The 15,032-nt window shown below is 65.9% G+C and carries 11 protein-coding genes and 1 pseudogene; 1 reads left to right on the forward strand and 11 read right to left on the reverse strand.

From position 1 onward, the window contains the following. From AC1DS3_RS23470 to AC1DS3_RS23515, 10 genes and pseudogenes are all read right to left on the reverse strand, one after another. On the reverse strand, positions 1-380 hold a 380-nt coding region (locus AC1DS3_RS23470), incomplete at its 3' end, for a cbb3-type cytochrome c oxidase N-terminal domain-containing protein (RefSeq protein WP_477128052.1). Positions 381-449: 69 nt separating this feature from the next. Beyond that, positions 450-611 (reverse strand): annotated as a pseudogene (locus tag AC1DS3_RS23475) (cbb3-type cytochrome oxidase subunit 3); the annotation flags it as partial. 3 nt (positions 612-614) lie between these two features. Then, the gene (gene ccoO, locus AC1DS3_RS23480) at positions 615-1,292 is read right to left on the reverse strand and encodes a cytochrome-c oxidase, cbb3-type subunit II (RefSeq protein ID WP_441641150.1); all 678 of its coding nucleotides are present in this window, start codon (positions 1,290-1,292) and stop codon (positions 615-617) included. A gap of 19 nt (positions 1,293-1,311) precedes the next feature. Next, complete coding sequence (gene ccoN / locus AC1DS3_RS23485) at positions 1,312-2,760, reverse strand: cytochrome-c oxidase, cbb3-type subunit I (RefSeq protein ID WP_043347346.1); 1,449 nt, start codon at positions 2,758-2,760, stop codon at positions 1,312-1,314. Between the two features lie 180 nt (positions 2,761-2,940). Further along, positions 2,941-3,087 carry a cbb3-type cytochrome oxidase assembly protein CcoS gene (ccoS, locus tag AC1DS3_RS23490; protein WP_006162067.1) on the reverse strand — a complete coding sequence of 49 codons (147 nt, stop codon included), beginning with the start codon at positions 3,085-3,087 and terminating at the stop codon, positions 2,941-2,943. A gap of 4 nt (positions 3,088-3,091) precedes the next feature. Beyond that, entirely contained in the window at positions 3,092-5,644 is a 2,553-nt protein-coding gene (locus AC1DS3_RS23495; RefSeq protein WP_477128053.1) for a heavy metal translocating P-type ATPase, read from the reverse strand. Positions 5,645-5,752: 108 nt separating this feature from the next. After that, a complete protein-coding gene (zapE, locus tag AC1DS3_RS23500) occupies positions 5,753-6,850 on the reverse strand; it encodes a cell division protein ZapE (RefSeq protein WP_477128054.1) in 1,098 nt (365 codons plus the stop codon). Positions 6,851-7,000: 150 nt separating this feature from the next. Next, the gene (lpdA, locus tag AC1DS3_RS23505; protein ID WP_477128055.1) at positions 7,001-8,437 is read right to left on the reverse strand and encodes a dihydrolipoyl dehydrogenase; all 1,437 of its coding nucleotides are present in this window, start codon (positions 8,435-8,437) and stop codon (positions 7,001-7,003) included. 143 nt (positions 8,438-8,580) lie between these two features. Further along, positions 8,581-9,834, reverse strand: a complete 1,254-nt coding sequence (odhB, locus tag AC1DS3_RS23510) for a 2-oxoglutarate dehydrogenase complex dihydrolipoyllysine-residue succinyltransferase (protein ID WP_441640967.1) — start codon at positions 9,832-9,834, stop codon at positions 8,581-8,583. Positions 9,835-9,931: 97 nt separating this feature from the next. After that, positions 9,932-12,787 carry a 2-oxoglutarate dehydrogenase E1 component gene (locus tag AC1DS3_RS23515; RefSeq protein WP_477128056.1) on the reverse strand — a complete coding sequence of 952 codons (2,856 nt, stop codon included), beginning with the start codon at positions 12,785-12,787 and terminating at the stop codon, positions 9,932-9,934. Between the two features lie 423 nt (positions 12,788-13,210). Between AC1DS3_RS23515 and AC1DS3_RS23520 the strand changes: the two genes are divergently transcribed. Then, complete coding sequence (locus tag AC1DS3_RS23520; RefSeq protein ID WP_477128057.1) at positions 13,211-14,872, forward strand: SulP family inorganic anion transporter; 1,662 nt, start codon at positions 13,211-13,213, stop codon at positions 14,870-14,872. A 28-nt stretch (positions 14,873-14,900) separates the two neighbouring features. On the opposite strand, the gene AC1DS3_RS23525 is transcribed toward AC1DS3_RS23520, so the two are convergent. Then, the coding region (locus AC1DS3_RS23525) for a glycerophosphodiester phosphodiesterase family protein (RefSeq protein WP_477128058.1) at positions 14,901-15,032 on the reverse strand (132 nt) is incomplete at its 5' end.

Below are 15,032 nucleotides of genomic sequence, written 5' to 3' on the forward strand. Positions count from 1 at the left end.
GCCGCCACCTGCTTGACGTCCATCTGCATGTACTTGCCATAGACCTCGCGCTGCAGTTGCTCGGCCGCCTGGCGGTGCGCCTCCAACTCAACCCGGCTGGAGGTCTTGAGCACGCCGGCGTAGGAACCCAGGCCGGGATACAGCACCAGGTAACCCAGGCCAAAGATGCATGCCAGCAGGAACATCCACATCCACCAGCGTGGCAGCGGGTTGTTCAGCTCGCGCAGGTCGCCGTCCCACACGTGGCCGGTGTCCTCAGGGGCGCCCACAACCTTGGTGACCTTGCGCTGGGAGAACAGCAGCCACACGCACCAGACGATGCCGACCAGCGCGATGGCGGCAATGTAGTAGCTCCAGAAATCCGTGAAGAAGTCGCTCATGACTCAGTGTTCCTGCTTGGTGTTGTTTGCGCCGCCGGCATGACGCACGACGCGGTGGCCGGCATCGGGGCTGGCGTCTTGGCATGCGGCCAGCGGCTCGTCGGGCAAGGCGAACGGCAGCATGGCCGACTCCTGGTTGGCCGCCTTGCGCCCGGACGACCAGGCCCACCAGCAGATGGCGATGAAGGCAGCCATCGAGACCACGGTGGAAAACGCGGTGAGCATTGCCATGGCTTACTCCTTGGCCGGCGTGGCCGCAGGCTGCGCGGCGGCCGCGGTATCGACCCGCACATTGCGCTTGGCGATGCCAAGCTCCTGCAGGTAAGCGACCATCGCGTCTTCCTCGGTCTTGCCGGCCAGCGTGGCAGGCGCCTGCTCGATCTCGGCGTCGGTGTACGGCACGCCAAGACGGCGCAGCGCACGCATACGATCGCGGACGTCATTGGTCTGCAACGGCGTTTTCTCCAGCCACGGGTAGGACGGCATCACCGATTCGGGCACCACGTCGCGCGGATTGCGCAAGTGGATGCGCTGCCAGTCATCGGAGTAGCGTCCGCCTACGCGCGCCAGGTCGGGACCAGTACGCTTGGAGCCCCACAGGAAGGGATGGTCGTAGACCGACTCGCCCGCCGTGGAGTAATGGCCATAGCGCTCGACATCGCCCTGCAACGTGCGCACCTGCTGCGAATGGCAGCCCACGCAGCCCTCGCGGATATAGATATCGCGGCCCATCAGGCGCAGCGCGGAGTACGGCTTGATCCCCGCGTCGGGCTCGGTGGTGGAGTGCTGGAAGAACAGCGGCACGATCTGGACGAGCCCGGCGATGCTGACCACCAGGATGGTGCAGAGGATCAGCCACCCGATATTCTTCTCCAGGGTCTCGTGCGTAAAGAAGCTTCGTTTTTCGGACATCGTTTCTATCCTGGAATGATCAATGGGCGGAGGCGGAAACGCTGGTCGGGATCAGTGCATCCACGGCAGGCTTGCCGATGATGGTCCTGGCCACGTTGTATGCCATCAGCAGCATGCCGGAGAGGAAGCACAAGCCACCCAGCAAGCGGATCAGGTAGAACGGGTACTTGGCCTTGACCGCTTCCACGAAAGCGTAGGTCAGCGTGCCGTCGGGCTGGGTGGCGCGCCACATCAGGCCCTCCATCACACCGGCGATCCACATCGAGGCGATGTACAGCACCACGCCGATGGTGGCGATCCAGAAATGCAGCTCGATCAGGCGCACGCTGTACATCTCCTTCTCGCCGAAGAGCCGCGGGATCAGGTAGTAGAGCGAGCCGATCGAGATCATCGCGACCCAGCCCAGCGCGCCGGAGTGCACGTGGCCGATGGTCCAGTCCGTGTAGTGCGACAGCGCGTTGACGGTCTTGATCGACATCATCGAGCCCTCGAAGGTCGCCATGCCGTAGAACGACAGCGCCACCACCAGGAACTTGAGGATGGGATCGGTGCGCAGCTTGTGCCAGGCACCCGACAAGGTCATGATGCCGTTGATCATGCCGCCCCACGAAGGCGCCAGCAGGATCAGCGAGAACACCATGCCGAGCGACTGCGCCCAGTCCGGCAGCGAGGTGAACTGCAAGTGGTGGGGACCGGCCCACATATAGGTGAAGTTGAGCGCCCAGAAGTGAACGATCGACAGGCGGTAGGAATAGATCGGGCGGCCGGCCTGCTTGGGGATGAAGTAGTACATCATGCCCAGGAAGCTGGTGGTCAGGAAGAAGCCCACCGCGTTATGGCCGTACCACCACTGCACCATGGCGTCCTGCACGCCGGCATAAGCCGAGTAGGACTTCCACATGCCCACCGGCATCTCGGCATTGTTGACGAGATGCAGGATGGCGATGGTCAGGATGTAGGCGCCGAAGAACCAGTTGGCCACGTAGATATGGCGGGTCTTGCGCTTCATGATGGTGCCGAAGAACACGATGGCATAAGCCACCCAGACCAGCGTGATCAGGATGTCGATCGGCCATTCGAGCTCGGCGTACTCCTTCGAGCTGGTGATGCCCAGCGGCAGCGTAATGACCGCGGCCACGATCACCAGTTGCCAGCCCCAGAAGGTGAAGGCCGCCAGCGGGCCGCAGAACAGCCGCGCCTGGCAGGTGCGCTGCACGATGTAGTACGAAGTAGCGAACAGCGCGCTGCCGCCGAAGGCGAAGATGACCGCGTTGGTGTGCAGCGGGCGCAAGCGTCCGAACGACAGCCATGGCGTGTTGAAATTAAGCTCCGGCCAGATCAACTGTGCCGCGAGCAGAACGCCTACGGCCATACCGACAATCCCCCAGACTACCGTCATGACGGCAAACTGCCGCACAACGCCGTAATTGAAGGTGTCGGCGCGAGAATACGCGGCGGTGACAGCCATTCAGACCCCCAGATTGGATAAACATGAATTGATGTTGTGACTGTAGGAAAAGCGGGCGCCGACCGTCTTGATCTGTGTCAAGCGCACCGGAAAGCATGGGAACTCAGGTGCGATGGCGTCTCACATCCGCACACACGGCAATGCGGCCGCGCACGGCCACGGCTGCATTGCCGCGATCACTCAGGGCTTGTCGTTGTCGAGCAGAATGGCCTCGCCGGGCCGGTCGAGGTCGTCGTATTGCCCGGCATGCAGCGCCCACCAGAGCGCGCCGGCGATCACCGCGACCAGCACCAGGCTCATCGGCACCAGCAGGTAGAGCATGTCCATGGCGTCAGTCTCCAGGCTTGCCGGCGCGCAGCAGGCGCCAGGCGTTGGCCACCACCAGCAGCGACGACACCGACATGCCGATGCCCGCCATCCAGGCGGTGACATAGCCGCTTGCCGCCAGCGGGATGGCGATCACGTTATAGGCAAAGGCCCAGGCCAGGTTCTGGCGTACCACACGGCGGGTGCGGCGGGCCATCTTGAGCGCGTTCGCGATCTCCGCCACGCGGCCATGGGTCAGCACCGCGTCGGCGCCGGCCTGCGCCAGCGGCGCGCCGCTGCCGATGGCGATCGAGACTTGCGCCTGAGCCAGCACCGGCGCGTCGTTGATGCCGTCGCCCACCGCCAGCACCACGGCGCCGCCACGCTGCAGGCGCGCCACGTACTCGCGCTTGCCTTCAGGCGTGACGCCGCCCTCGCGGCGCGGGATCTGGAAATGATCGGCCCACCAGCCGACGGTGGCCGGCGTATCGCCCGAGACGAGATGGCAAGTCACGCCGAGCGCGCGCAACTCGCTGAGCAAGCGCGCGGATTGCTCGCGCGCCACATCAGCCAGCTCGAACACCGCCAGCGCACCGGCGGCGCTGCCCAACCACACCAGCGTGGCGCCGCGGCGCTCGCTGCCGGCAAGTTCGGCGTGCCAGTCGGCAGCGCTGCCGTGCTCGCACAGCGCCTCCACGAACTCGCGGCGGCCAAGGCGGTAACGCTGCCCATCCACATCGGCTTCAAGGCCCTGCCCCGGCACATTGCGCATGGCGTCGATGGCGAGCGTCTCGTGCGCAAGGCCTTGCGCCTGTGCGGCTTCGACGATGCCGCGCGCGATCGGGTGCTYGCCGGAGCGTTCCACGGCTGCGGCCAGGCGCAGGCAGGTGGCGGCATCGGCATCGCCGTTGGACTGCGTGCGCACCAGCGCGAATCGCCCTTGCGTGAGCGTGCCAGTCTTGTCGAGCATCACGTCCGTGACGCTGGCCAAGGTCTCCAGCGCGTGGCCGCGCGTGAGCAGCAAGCCGCGGCGCGACAGCGCGGCCCCGGCCGCGGCCAGCGCCGCCGGGGTGGCCAGCGAGAGCGCGCACGGGCAACTMACCACCAGCACCGCCACCGTCACAAGCAACGCGCGCGCGGGATCGATCCAGGCCCACCAGGCGGCGCCGGTGACGGCCGCCAGCGCCAGCAGGATGGCGACGAACCAGCCCGCCACGCGGTCGGCCACGGTGGCCAGGCGCGGCTTCTCGGCCAGCGCGCGGTCCAGCACGGCGACGATCTCCGCCAGCCGGGTACCCGCCCMTACCTTGGCCACGCGCAGCTCAAGCGGGCTCGCGGTGTTGAAGCAACCTGCCAGCACGGGATCCCCGATGCCGCGCGGCACCGGCCGGCTCTCGCCAGTCAGCATGGATTCATCGAGCTCGCTCGCGCCGGCGATCACCGTGGCATCGGCGGGTACCACCTCGCCCGCCTTGACGCGGATCAGGTCGCCAGCGCGCAGGCGTGCCACCGGCACCCGCTCGCCCGCGCCGCCCTCGGCACGCAGGCGCTCGCAGGTGGCGGGCAACTGCCGCGCCAGCATCTCGGCACCACTGCGCGATGCCTGGCGCACGCGCAGTTCCAGGTAGCGCGCCAGCAGCAGGAACGCCACAAACATGGTGACGGAATCGAAGTACACCTCGCCGGTGCCGCGCAGCGTCGCCACGGTGCTGGCGAAAAAGCCCGCGCCCACGCCCAGCGCCACCGGCACATCCATGCCCAGGTGGCGCTGCCGCAGCCCGCGCCACGCCCCGGTGAAGATCGGCGAGGCCGAGTACAGCACCACGGGCAAGGTCAGCACCAGGCTGGCCCAGCGCATCAACTGCAACTGGCCGGGATCGATGGTGGCTTCATGGGTATAGATGGGCCATGCGTACATCATCACCTGCATCATGCCGAGCATGGCCACCGCCATGCGCATCAGCAGCCCACGGCGCGCRTGGCGGTCTTGCCGGTCCGAGCGCGAAACCTCGAACGGCCAGGCCAGGTAGCCGATCCCCGCCAGCGCGGCGAGCAAGGCGGAGACCGGCTGCTCGGCCGCGCGCCAGCGCACCACCACGCGGCGCGTGGCCACGTTGGCGATCACCGATTCCACGCCGGGCAGGCTGCCCAGGTGCTGCTCGATCAGCCAGGCGCAGGCGGCGCAGCGGATGTTCTCMGGCGCCAGCGTGATCTCGGCCCGGCGTTCGTCCAGCGGGCGCACGAACTGTGCCCGTAACTCCTCGGTGTCGTAGGCGGCCCACACAGGCTCGGCCTCGCGCCGCGCCGCGTCGTCGATCGGCCGGGCAAAGCGGGCCTGGTCGCCATAGAGATGGCCGAACCCGGCTGCGTGCAGTGTCTGCGCCAGCGCCTGGCAGCCACCGCAGCAAAACGCCTGTTCCTCACCGTTGATGCTGGCATGCAAGGGCGGCTCGCCGGCCACGAGCGGCTGTCCGCAGTGGAAGCAGCCCGCGCGCCCGGCGGCCGCGGGCGCACCGCTTGCGCGGGCAAGCGGCGGATCGGGCAGGACAGGATAGGCTGGGGCTGGGGAAATCGGCATCGGGACTCTTTTTTACCAACTGCATGGTAAGAGTCCCGGCGGCAAGCCGCTTTGATGCAGATCAAGCGGGTGGCCAGACGGCGCCCTGCGCGCCGCTTGCGCAGGGCGTCAGGTCAGCGAGGTGTCGACCGTGCGGCGTGGCGCTTCCAGGTATTCACGCGACTGCATCTCGATAATGYGCGACACCGTGCGGCTGAACTCGTTGGCCATCTGGCCCTCGGTGTAGAGTTCATCCGCCGGCACTTCCGCCGAGATCAGCAACTTGACCTTGTGGTCGTAGAACACGTCGATCAGCCAGGTGAAACGGCGTGCCTCCGACGACATGCGCGGCGTCATCCTGGGCACGTCGGAGAGGATCACCGTGTGGAACTCGGTGGCCAGCTCCAGATAGTCGTTCTGCGAGCGCGGGCCGCCGCACAGCGTATTGAAATCGAACCAGACCACCCCGCCCGCCTTGCGTAGCGCGCGCAGTTCGCGGTGCTCGATATGCAGGATGGGGGATTCGTCGGCCACGCCGGCAATGCCGGTGAAGGCATGGCGCAGGGCCGAGCTGGCCTCGGGTCCCAGCGGCGTGTGATACGCCTCTACCTGCTCCAGCGCGCGCTTGCGGTAGTCGATGCCGGCATCGACATTGAGCACGTCGAGCTTCTCCTGCAGCAGCGCGATGGCCGGCAACACGCGATCCCGGTGCAAGCCGTCCGGGTACAGCAGGTCCGGCCGGTAGTTCGACGTCATCACGAACTGCACGCCGTTCTCGAACATCTGCTGCAGCAGGCGGTGCAGGATCATCGCATCGGCCACGTCGCTGACGTGGAACTCATCGAAGCAGATCAGGCGGAACCGTCGCGCGATGCGCTTGGCCAGTTCGTCCAGCGGATCCGGGCGCCCGCGCAACTCTTCGAGCTGGCGATGCACCTCGCGCATGAATTCGTGGAAATGCAGCCGCGTCTTGCGCACCACTGGCACGCAGGTATAGAAACTGTCCATCAGGAAGGACTTGCCGCGCCCTACCCCGCCCCACAGGTACACGCCCTTGGGCACGTCCGGGTGCACCAGCAGCTTTTTCAACGTGCTGTTGCGCCGGCTCTTGTAGGCCACCCACTCGTCGTAGCATTGCTGCAGGCGCTCGACGGCGCGCAACTGCGCGGGGTCGGTGGTGTAGCCACGTTGCTTCAGTTCCTGCTCGTAGTACTCACGGACGTTCATGCTGACTGCTTGCGCTGGATGCCGGGCGGGCGCCGGCTTGAATGAGGATCGGGGCGCGTGACAGGGCAAACCGCCCCTGCCGCCCCGAAAGCGAAAACGGCGCGCCGCTGGAGCGGCGCGCCGGTACTGAACAATACTCGGGCTACTGCCTTACATATTGAGCTGGCGCTTGTCGACAGCCAGTGCGGCTTCGCGCATGACTTCCGACATCGACGGATGCGGATGGCAGGTCCGGCCGATGTCTTCGCTGGCGGCCTTGAACTCCATCGCCACCACGGCTTCGGCGATCAGGTCCGAGGCATTCGCAGCAACCACGTGCACGCCCAGGATCTCATCGGTCTTGGCATCGGCCAGCATCTTGACGAAGCCATCCGAATGACCCATGCCCAGCGCACGGCCGTTGGCCATGAACGGGAACTGGCCGGACTTGTACTCGCGGCCTTCGGCCTTGAGCTGCTGCTCGGTCTTGCCCACCCATGCGATTTCCGGGAAGGTGTAGATCACCCACGGAATGCAGTTGTAGTCAATATGCGGCTTCTGGCCGGCGATGCGCTCGGCAACCGCCACGCCTTCGTCCTCTGCCTTGTGGGCCAGCATCGGGCCGCGCACCACGTCGCCGATGGCCCACAGGCCCGGCACCTTGGTCGCGCAGTGGTCGTCCACCTCGATGAAGCCGCGCTGGTCGGCCGCCAGGCCGATGGCGTCGAGGCCGAGGTTGTCGGTGTTGGGCACGCGGCCAACCGACACGATCAGGCGATCGACTTCCAGGGTCTKGGCAGCGCCGTCCTTGTCGGTGTAGCTGACGGTGACGTTGTCCTTGCCCGTCTTGACCTCATTGACCGTCACGCCCAGGCTGAACTTCAGGCCTTGCTTGGTCAGCAGCTTCTGCGCTTCCTTGGCCACGCCTTCGTCGGCGGCGCCCAGGAACGACGGCAGCGCTTCCAGCACGGTCACTTCAGCACCCAGGCGGCGCCACACGGAACCCAGCTCGAGGCCGATCACGCCAGCGCCGATCACGCCCAGCTTCTTCGGCACGCCGGCGAACTTGAGCGCGCCTTCGTTATCGCTGACCAGCACGTTGTCCACCGCGACGCCCGGCAGGTGACGCGCCTTGGAGCCCGTAGCGACGATGACCTGCTTGGCCGTCACGACTTCGGTACCTGCCTTGCCGGCGACCTCGACCTGGAAGCCCTCGGCGGTCTTGCCGACGAACTTGCCGTAGCCCTTGAGCAGCGTGACCTTGTTCTTGCGGAACAGGAACTCGATGCCCTTGGTCATCTTGCCGACGATATCGTCCTTGCGCTTGAGCATCTTGGCCACGTCGACCTTGACATCGCCAACCGTGATGCCGTGGTCGCCCAGGTGATGCTGTACGTTCTCGAATTCTTCCGAGGATGCCAGCAGTGCCTTGGAGGGGATGCAACCCACGTTCAGGCAGGTGCCGCCCAGGCGCGGTTCGTCCTTGGGATCGTCGTAGGCATTGCCTTCGCAGCAGGCCACATTCAGGCCCAGCTGGCCGGCACGAATGGCGGCAATGTAGCCGCCGGGGCCGGCACCGATCACCAGCACGTCGAATTGTTTGCTCATGGAGATTCCTTTTGCAGCCACGGCGGGGCAACGTCGCCCGCCGGGCCGCTTTCAACTCTTCGGTCCGTCATGCCCGCCAGCGCCGCGCCCGATGACGGACACGGCGGGAGAAACGCGGGCAAGACCTCAGGCTTTGCAGATGATTACAGGTCCAGCAGCAGGCGTGCCGGATCTTCCAGCGCGTCCTTCATGGCGACCAGGCCCAGGACGGCTTCGCGGCCGTCGATGATGCGGTGGTCGTAGGACATGGCCAGGTAGTTCATCGGACGGATCACGATCTGGCCGTCTTCCACCACCGGGCGGTCCTTGGTGGCGTGCACGCCCAGGATCGCGGATTGCGGCGGGTTGATGATCGGCGTCGACAGCATCGAGCCGAAGGTACCGCCATTGGAGATCGAGAACGTACCACCGGTCAGTTCTTCCAGCGACAGCTTGCCGTCGCGGGCCTTAGCGCCGAATTCAGCGATCTTCTTCTCGATCTCGGCCAGGCTCATCTGGTCGGCGTTGCGCAGGATAGGCACCACCAGGCCACGCGGCGAGCCCACGGCGATACCGATGTCGAAGTAGCCGTGGTAGACGATGTCGTTGCCGTCGATCGAGGCGTTGATCAGCGGGAACTTCTTCAGCGCGTGGACCGCGGCCTTGACGAAGAAGGACATGAAGCCCAGCTTCACGCCGTGCTCCTTCTCGAAGCGGTCCTTGTACTTGTTGCGCAGGTCCATCACCGGCTTCATGTTCACTTCATTGAAGGTGGTGAGGATGGCGTTGGTGCTTTGCGATTGCAGCAGGCGCTCGGCGATACGGGCGCGCAGGCGGCTCATCGGCACGCGCTCTTCCGGGCGGTCGCCCAGGGCGGCAAAGTCCACCGGGGCGGAAACCTGCTGCAGCGCCGGCTTGGCAGCGGCCGGAGCCGGTGCTGCCTTGGCGGCCGGCGCGGGAGCGGGCGCGGCAGTCGCGGCCAGCACGTCGCCCTTGGTGATGCGGCCATCCTTGCCCGTGCCTGCAACCTGGCCGGCGGACAGGCCGCCTTCGGCCATCAGCTTGGCTGCCGAAGGCATTGCCACGGCGCCGGCTGCTGCCGGAGCGGCTGCGGCGGCCGGGGCGGCGGCAGCGGGTGCGGGTGCGGCAGCGGCGGGAGCGACGGCGCCAGCGGTGGCTTCGGTGTCGATCTTGGCGATCACTTCGTCGGCAACCACGGTGTCGCCGTCGTTGCGGATGATCTGCGACAGCACGCCAGCCGACGGGGCCGGCACTTCGAGCACGACTTTGTCGGTCTCGATTTCAATCAGGATTTCGTCTTGGGCAACGGCTTCGCCCGGCTTCTTCTTCCAGTTCAGCATGGTTGCTTCTGCAACCGATTCAGAGAGTTGCGGAACCTTGACGTCAACAATAGCCATGGTTGGAATTTCCTTGATGTATTCGTTTTTGCTTAAGGCAGGTGGCAAAAAACATGGCGGTGCGCGCTCTTCGCGCGCGCCGCCATGCTGGCCACGATCATTTGGTCAGGACAAAGCCCTTGAGCTTGGAGAACGCCGCATCCAGCAGCGCCTTTTGTTGCTCGTTGTGCTTGGCGTAGTAGCCCACCGCCGGCGATGCCGAGGCGGGACGACCCGCGTAACCGAGCTTCTGGCCTTCCGCCATGTTCTCCATGATGAAGTGCTGGACGAAGAACCAGGCACCCTGGTTCTGCGGCTCGTCCTGGCACCACACGATTTCGTTGGCGTTCGGGTACTTCTTCAGCTCGGCTGCCACTGCCTTGTGCGGGAACGGATACAGCTGTTCCATGCGGATGACGGCCGTGTCGGTCGCGCCGCGTTCCTTGCGGGTATTGACCAGGTCGTAGTAGACCTTGCCCGAGCACATGATCACGCGCTTGACCTTGCTGGCGTTCAGCTCTTCGTGATCGGGGATGACCGTCTCGAAGTGACCCTTGGCCAGGTCGGACAGCGGCGAGACCGCTTCCTTGTTACGCAGCAGCGACTTCGGCGTCATGATCACCAGCGGCTTGCGGAACAGACGGATCATCTGGCGGCGCAGCAGGTGGAAGATCTGAGCCGGGGTGGTCGGCTGGCAGACTTGCATGTTGTGGTCCGCGCACAGCTGCAGGAAGCGCTCGATGCGCGCCGAGCTGTGTTCCGGGCCCTGGCCTTCGTAGCCGTGCGGCAGCATCAGGGTCAGGCCCGAGGCGCGGCCCCACTTCACTTCGCCGGAGGAGATGAACTGGTCGATCACCACCTGGGCGCCGTTGACGAAGTCGCCGAACTGGGCTTCCCAGATCACGAGCGCGTTCGGCTCAGCGGTGGAGAAGCCGTATTCGAAACCGAGCACAGCCTCTTCCGACAGCACCGAGTCGATCACCGTGAACGGTGCCTGGTTCTCGGACACGTTCTGCAGGGGCACGTAGCTGCCTGCATCCCAACGCTCGCGGTTCTGGTCGTGCAGCACCGAGTGGCGGTGGGTAAAGGTGCCACGGCCGGCGTCCTGGCCAGTGATGCGCACCGGGTAGCCCGAAGCCACCAGCGAGGCGAAGGCCAGATGCTCGCCCATGCCCCAGTCCAGCGGCTGGTCGCCGCGACCCATGTTGGCGCGATCCTTCACCACCTTCTCGACCAGCGGATGCAGCTTGAGGTGTTCGGGGATGGCGGTGATGCGTTCGGCCAGGCGCTTGAGCTCGGTCACCGGCACGGCGGTGTCGGCGGCGTCGGTCCACTTGCGGTTCAGGAACGGCATCCAGTCCACGGCGAACTTGTTCTTGAAGTTCGACAGGACGGGGTCGACGGTGTGCTTGCCCGCGTCCATCGCGGCACGGTATTCCTTGACCAACTGGTCGCCGAAGTCGGCAGCCACCAGGTTCTGCGCGGTCAGCTTGTCAGCGTACAGCTTGCGCGTGCCCGGGTGCTGGGCGATCTTCTTGTACATCAGCGGCTGGGTAACGGCCGGCGTGTCCTGCTCGTTGTGGCCCAGCTTGCGGAAGCAGATGATGTCGACCACGACATCCTTCTTGAACTCCATGCGGAAGTCCACGGCCAGCTGCATGGCGAACACCACGGCTTCGGGATCGTCGCCGTTGACGTGCAGCACCGGTGCCTCGATCATCTTGACGACGTCGGTGCAATACAGCGTGGAACGCGAGTCGCGCGGGTCCGAGGTGGTGAAGCCGATCTGGTTGTTGATCACGATGTGCATCGTGCCGCCCGTGCCGTAGCCGCGGGTCTGCGCCAGGTTCAGCGTTTCCATCACCACGCCCTGGCCTGCGAATGCCGCGTCGCCGTGCACTTGCACCGGCAGCACTTCCGCATGGCCTGCGGGTTCGCCGCGGCGTTCCTGGCGGGCCTTGACCGAGCCTTCGACGACCGGGTTGACGATTTCCAGGTGGGACGGGTTGAAGGCGAGCGACAGGTGAACCGGGCCGCCTTCGGTGGAAACGTCGCTGGAGAAGCCCTTGTGGTACTTCACGTCGCCGGCCGGCAGGTCATCGACGTGCTTGCCTTCGAACTCGGCGAACAGGTCAGCCGGCATCTTGCCCAGCGTATTGACCAGCACGTTCAGGCGGCCGCGGTGGGCCATGCCGATCACGATTTCCTRCACGCCCTTGCTGCCGCTGTGCTGGATCAGTTCGTCCATGGCAGCGATGAAGCTCTCGCCGCCTTCCAGCGAGAAGCGCTTCTGGCCAACGTACTTGGTGTGGAGGAAGCGCTCCAGGCCTTCGGCCGCGGTMAGGCGGTCGAGCACGTGCTTCTTCTTTTCGAGGGTGAACACCGGCTTGGAACGCGTGGTTTCCAGGCGCTCTTGCCACCAGCGCTTTTGCGCCTGGTCGCTGATGTACATGAACTCGGCGCCGATGCTGCTGCAGTACGTTTCGCGCAGGTTGTTGAGCAGCTCGCGCAGGCTCATCGATTCCTTGCCGAAATACGTATTGCTGGCGTTGAAGACGATATCGAGATCGCTTTCGGAGAAGCCGTAGAACGCGGGGTCGAGGTCCGGCAGGGGCGGACGTTCCTGGCGCTTGAGCGGATCCAGGTCTGCCCAATGCGAACCGATGTTGCGGTAAGCGGCGATCAGCTGCGTGGCAGCGACGCGTTTGCGCCCCATATCGGAGTCGGCCGAGGCAACAATAGTCTTGATCGGGCCCGCCTTGGCGCGCTCTGCGAACGAGGCGACGATGGGAGCGTGGGGAATATCGCGGGCGTTGGAGCCATCGACAGCCGGCACGTTCTGCATCGCGTCGAAGTACGCGCGCCAGTTATCGGGAACCGAGGAGGGATTTTCGAGGTAGGCCTCGTACAGCTCTTCTACATAGGGGGCATTGCCGCCGAAGAGGTACGAATTGCTCTGATACTGCTGCATCATGGGGCGCTCACTATTATCCGGGAATGCCGGAATAAAGCGGGTTCATCAACCTTCCGCGACACGGCTTGACCGGTTAGCGGATTGCAAACAACTCTTTCTGGGCAGCAACTGAAACACATTAAATGCATCATTATGCAAACGGCACCGCAGCGGGTGCCGATCTGTTCAGTCGCCCTGAAAGGGTCAGTTGTGCGTGGAAGGACCTAAGTCTTCACTCGCATAAGAATAGCACGTTTGCCACGTGAGCCGAGGGAATTTTGCCGTAACGCGGGCGGGCCGCTCCGCAGTGTTGCGAAGCGGCCAAGACCGCCTCCCGAGGCAGATGACGAAACCCATGCGTTCGATAGCATGGAGCCGGAAACCAAAGGAGCGATCCGTGCACCTCTTGCCACACCCGCCACGGGCCAGCGCCCGGCCCCGTCAATGATGCCCGCCCCCACCGCCGACGCCGCGGCACCAAGCGCCGCTTCCGCCACATGGCGCGCGGACCTGGTGGCCGGCCTGGCCATCGCCGGCCTGCTGCTGCCCGAGGCCGTAGCCTATTCCGGCATTGCCGGGCTGCCGCCGCAAGCCGGCGTGATCGCGCTGTTCGCGGGCCTGCTGGTCTACGGCCTGCTTGGCAGCAGCCGCTTTGCGATCGTTTCGGCCACCTCGTCGTCTGCCGCGGTGCTGCTGGCAGCCACCACGGCTGCCGCCGAGGGCGACGCCGGACTGCGCATCGCGCTCGGCGCCGCCGTGATCCTGCTGGCGGGGGTGCTGTTCCTGCTGGCGTCGCTGGCGCACCTGGGGGCGATCTCCAACCTGATCGCCAAGCCGGTGCTGCGCGGCTTCGCGCTGGGATTGGCGCTGACCATCGTGCTCAAGCAATGCCCGAAGGTCCTGGATGTGCATCCGGCGCACGGCGACTTCCTGCGCCTGGCCTGGGAACTGCTTGCCAGCTGGCGCCACTGGAACCTGGCTGGCGCGGCGGTGGCACTGGTTGCGCTGGCGCTGCTGCACCTGTTCGCGCGCTGGCGCGCCATGCCGGGCGCGCTGCTGGTCATCGCCGCTGGCATCGTGCTCGACCTCAGCGGCTGGACCCAGGCACATGGCGTGGCTGCCGTCGGCAACATCGCCCTGCAGTTCTCGGCGCCACGGGTGCCGGACCTGAGCACGGCCGACTGGATGCGGGTGGGCGAACTGGCCGCCGCGCTGGCCCTGATCCTGTACGCCGAGAGCTACGGCTCGATCCGCACCTTTGCCATGCGCCACGGCGACATCGTCTCGCCCAACCGGGACCTGGCGGCGCTGGGGCTGGCCAACCTTGCTTCGGGGCTGTTCCAGGGCATGCCGGTGGGCGCGGGCTTTTCCGCCACCTCGGCTAACGAAGCAGCCGGCCCGCAAAGCCGCCGTGCCGGCTTGATCGCGGGTGCCGTGGTCTTTGCCGCGGTATGCACCCTGCTCCCCTGGATTTCGCACACGCCCGAACCGGTACTTGCGGCCATCGTGATCCGCGCGGTCGGGCACAGCCTCAACCCGGGCAGCCTCAAGCCCTATTTCGACTGGCGGCGCGACCGCCTGGTCGCGGTGACCGCCTTTGCCGGCGTGCTGTTGCTGGGCGTGCTGCATGGGCTGCTGCTGGCGATCGGGGTCAGCCTGGCGATGCTGCTGCAGCGCTTGTCGCGCCCGCAGGTGAGCTGGCTGGGGCGGTGGGCCGATAGCCACGACTTCGTCGACACGGCGCGCCACCCCGAGGCCACCGCACCCAAGGGACTGCTGATCGCGCGCCCGGAGGTACCGCTGTTCTTCGGCAACATCGATAGCGTGCTGGGCACCGTGCGCCAGGCGCTGGCGCGCGAGCATCCCCAGTACGGCCTGATACTCAGCCTGGAAGAATCGTCGGACCTCGACGGCACCGCCCTTGAAGCCCTGGGCGAACTGGCGGTGTTCGCGAAGGCCCACGGCATGCCGCTGCGGCTCGCGCGGGTCAAGGACGAGGTGCGCGACCTGCTGACGCATGCGCGCAACCCAGCCCTGCCCGAGGAAATATGGCGCGGCTGGAGCGTGGACGATGCGGTGCGCGACGCCTTGGCGCAGCCTGCATGAACGGGCCGCGCCAGCACCGCCGGGCGGGCTAGTCCTGACGCGGCGCGATCAGGTCGACCGCGTCGGTAATCAGTGCGTCCAGCCCCCAGCTCAGCAGCTCTGTCGCGCGCGCCGGGTCATTGACGGTATAGCAGGCCACCCGGAAGACAGCCGCATGGGC

The organism is Cupriavidus sp. 01L46, from assembly GCF_056399905.1.

Excerpts from the sequence above, each read along its gene's own strand:
- ccoO (WP_441641150.1), bottom strand. The coding sequence starts at position 1,292 with ATGTCCGAAAAACGAAGCTTCTTTACGCACGAGACCCTGGAGAAGAAT.
- AC1DS3_RS23520 (WP_477128057.1), top strand. The coding sequence starts at position 13,211 with ATGATGCCCGCCCCCACCGCCGACGCCGCGGCACCAAGCGCCGCTTCC.
- ccoN (WP_043347346.1), bottom strand. The coding sequence starts at position 2,760 with ATGGCTGTCACCGCCGCGTATTCTCGCGCCGACACCTTCAATTACGGC.
- ccoS (WP_006162067.1), bottom strand. The coding sequence starts at position 3,087 with ATGGACATGCTCTACCTGCTGGTGCCGATGAGCCTGGTGCTGGTCGCG.
- odhB (WP_441640967.1), bottom strand. The coding sequence starts at position 9,834 with ATGGCTATTGTTGACGTCAAGGTTCCGCAACTCTCTGAATCGGTTGCA.